Origin of the sequence: Kitasatospora sp. MY 5-36 (assembly GCF_001182915.1) — a bacterium.
Taxonomy (GTDB): Bacteria; Actinomycetota; Actinomycetes; order Streptomycetales; family Streptomycetaceae; genus Kitasatospora.
Genome location: NZ_LFVW01000946.1, coordinates 1 through 3,078 on the forward strand (window position 1 = coordinate 1; position 3,078 = coordinate 3,078).

3 protein-coding genes are annotated in these 3,078 nt (G+C 76.8%); 1 reads left to right on the forward strand and 2 read right to left on the reverse strand.

The features are described 5' to 3' along the window. Nucleotides 1-531, reverse strand: a 531-nt coding sequence (locus AE652_RS38625; RefSeq protein WP_049660114.1) for a hypothetical protein, incomplete at its 3' end; no start/stop codon positions are given. 146 nt (nucleotides 532-677) lie between these two features. Next, the gene (locus AE652_RS38630) at nucleotides 678-1,220 is read right to left on the reverse strand and encodes a hypothetical protein (protein ID WP_053112534.1); all 543 of its coding nucleotides are present in this window, start codon (nucleotides 1,218-1,220) and stop codon (nucleotides 678-680) included. Between the two features lie 178 nt (nucleotides 1,221-1,398). Between AE652_RS38630 and AE652_RS38635 the strand changes: the two genes are divergently transcribed. Further along, nucleotides 1,399-3,078: BTAD domain-containing putative transcriptional regulator (locus AE652_RS38635; protein ID WP_049660116.1), on the forward strand; the 1,680-nt coding region annotated here is incomplete at its 3' end.

Sequence of the window (3,078 nt, forward strand, 5' to 3'; positions counted from 1 at the left end):
CGGCAGTCCGGCCAGTGCGGCGGTGCGGCGCACCGCGTCGACGACGTGCGCGCCGATGCCGAGGTCCTGCGGGCGGGACCCGGCCGGAGCGGCGGCGTCCCGGCCGGCGTCCTGTCCGGTGGCCGGGGCGGGGCCGCTGGTACGGCCGACCCTGGTCTCCCCGTCGAGCCGACCGGCCTCGACCTCGATGCCGAAGGCCGGCAGGAACTCCGCCAGCGCGTTCTGCATGCTGCTGGTGACGACCCGGCCGGCGGCGGAGGCCGGCTGCTGGAACTCCTCCATGGCCGCCGCGGCGGCCAGCCGGGGGCCGGGCTCCCAGTGCAGGGCGATCAGGCCGGCGCAGTCGTCGGAGTCGTCGAACGGCCGGGCCGGGCGCAGCTGGACGCCGGGGCCGTGTCCGCCGTACCCGACGGGCAGGCCGGCCAGGAGGAGCGCCTCGGTGACGCGGTCGGCGAGCAGCGGGTCGATCCGGGGACCGCCCCGGGAGGTGCGTTCCGCAGCCGTGTCCTGCCGTGCGGCAGCCGTGTTCACGCCGTCCTCCTCCGGGTCCCGGGCGGCGGCCGACCGCCTGCGCCCCGAGCGTACGGCGTACCCGGACGGACCGTCGGCGAATCCCGGAACCCGGCCACCGCGGCGCGCCCGCCGGGAGGGCGGGCGCACCGGCGGTGTGCGTCCGGTCAGTTCCAGGGGTTGGCCGGCTGGTCGTTGATGGCCGTCCAGAAACGGGTGTTGGTGGGGATGTTGCCGTAGGCCCAGAAGGTCCAGCCGCCGGTCTGCGACAGGTCGGTGCCGTAGTGGCCGTCGTGGAACTCGGCCTCGCGCCAGCCGGCGCCGAAACCGGCCTGGCAGACGCTGTCGGCCGCGGCCCGGCTGTTCAGGCGGGAGCCCTTGACCGGCTGGCTGAGGGCGACGGTGCCCTGCGCCCAGCCGTTGTAGAAGCCGAGGCTGATCCCGGACGGGGCCGGGCTGCCGTCGACGTTGAGGCAGAGCACGGGCAGCGAGACGGACGGCGCGGTGTCGCCGTTGTAGGCGTTGCTCGGGCTGCCGCCGGGGCCGCCGACCTGGACGGTGCCGTCGGGGCCGTTGGAGACGACGGACCAGGTCATCCCGAGGTGGGTGGCCGGCCCGGTGGTGGCGGAGGCCGGGGCGGCGGTGAGCGGGATCAGGGCGGCGGCGGCGACGGCGGTCGCGGTGGCGACGGCCTTCTTCAGACGGTTCATCGACTGCTCCTGGGTTCGGGGTCCTCACTGGGCGACCGGCTCGTTTCGGCCGGTGCACAAGAAACTTCTCAACCGAACGCACACAACTGGCATGATCTGATCATCAGTTCGTCACGACTCGCGCCCGTCCTCCACGGCGGCCGGTCCGGCCCGGCCCCGCAGGCCCCAGGGAGGGACGTTGGAGTTCAGGATCCTCGGCTCGCTGGAGGTGTGGACCGGCGACGGCCGACGCATCCCCTCCGAAGGCTCCCGGCAGGAGCGGCTGCTCGCCGCCCTGCTGCTCAACGCGGACTCCTCCGTACCGGTCGCCCGCCTGGTGGACACCGTCTGGGACGAGCGGCCGCCGGCCACCGCCACCCGCCAGGTCCGCAACCTCGCCGGGGTGCTGCGGCGCCGCTTCGCCGAGGCCGACCCGGACGCGCCGCCCGTCCTGCTCACCGACGGCCGCGGCTACCGCATCACGCTCACCGGCCACCGCCTGGACGCCCGCGACTTCACCGACCGGCTCGCCCTCGCCCGCGCCGAAGCCGCCGCCGGGCGGGCCCCGGAGGCCGTCGACGGGCTCCGCTCCGCACTCGCCCTGTGGCGCGGACCGGCCCTCGACGGACTCGCCGTGGACGCGGACGCCCCGGGCGCCGTCGCGCTGGACGAACTGCGGCTGACCGCCTGGGAGGAGTGCCTCGACCTGGAACTCGCGCTCGGCCGGCACCGAACGGCCGTCCCCGAACTCACCGCGCTGGTCGCCGACCACCCGCTGCGGGAACGGTTCACCGGACAGCTGATGCGCGCCCTGCACGGCTCCGGACGCACCCCCGAAGGGCTCGCCGCCTACCGCCGGTTCGCGGAGCGGCTGGCCGACGAGCTCGGGCTCGACCCCGGGCCCGAGCTGCGGGCGCTGCACCTGGAGCTGCTGGCCACCGAACCGGTGCCCGCCGCCCCGGCCCGGGCCGAGGAACCACCCGCGCCGGCGCAGGCGGAGCCGCCGTCACCGCCCGCCCAGCTCCCGCCCGCCCTGGCCACCTTCGTCGGACGCGACACCGAACTGCGGGCCCTGGACGCGCTGCTCACCGACCCGGCGGACCAGGAGGCCGGGCCGGCCGCCGCCGCCTGCGCGGTCTGCGCCGTCTCCGGACCGGCCGGGGTCGGCAAGACCACCCTCGCCGTCGACTGGGCCCACCGGGTCCGCGACCGCTTCCCGGACGGCCAGCTCTACGCCGACCTGCACGGCTACTCCGTCGACGCGCCGCTCGCCCCGCGCACCGTCCTGGCCCGCTTCCTGCGCGCCCTCGGCGTGCCCGGCGACCGGATCCCCGCGGCGGCGGACGAGGCGGCCGCGCTCTACCGCTCCCGACTGGCCGACCGGCGGCTGCTCGTGATCCTCGACAACGCCCGCGACGCCGAGCAGGTCCGCCCGCTGCTGCCCGGCGCCCCGGGCTGCCGCACGGTCGTCACCAGCCGCACCCGGCTCGACGGACTGACCGTCCGCAACGGCGCCCGGCCGCTGGTGCTCGACGTCCTGCCCGCCCACCAGGCCCTCGAACTGCTGGCCCGCATGGTCGGCGAGCACCGCACCCGCGCCGAGCCGCGCGCCGCCGCCGAACTCGCCGACGCCTGCGGCCGACTGCCCCTCGCCCTGGCCGTCACCGCCAGCCGCCTGGCCGCCAGCCCGGACCGCAGCCTCACCGACCACGCCGCCGAACTCCTCGACACGGAGCACCGGTTGAGCGCCCTCCAGATCGAGGGCGACGACACCTCGGCGGTCCGCGCCGCCTTCGACCTCTCCTACCGCTCACTGCCCGGCGAGGCCCGCGACCTGCTCCGGCGGCTCGCCCTCGTCCCGGCCGTCGGCATCGGCGCC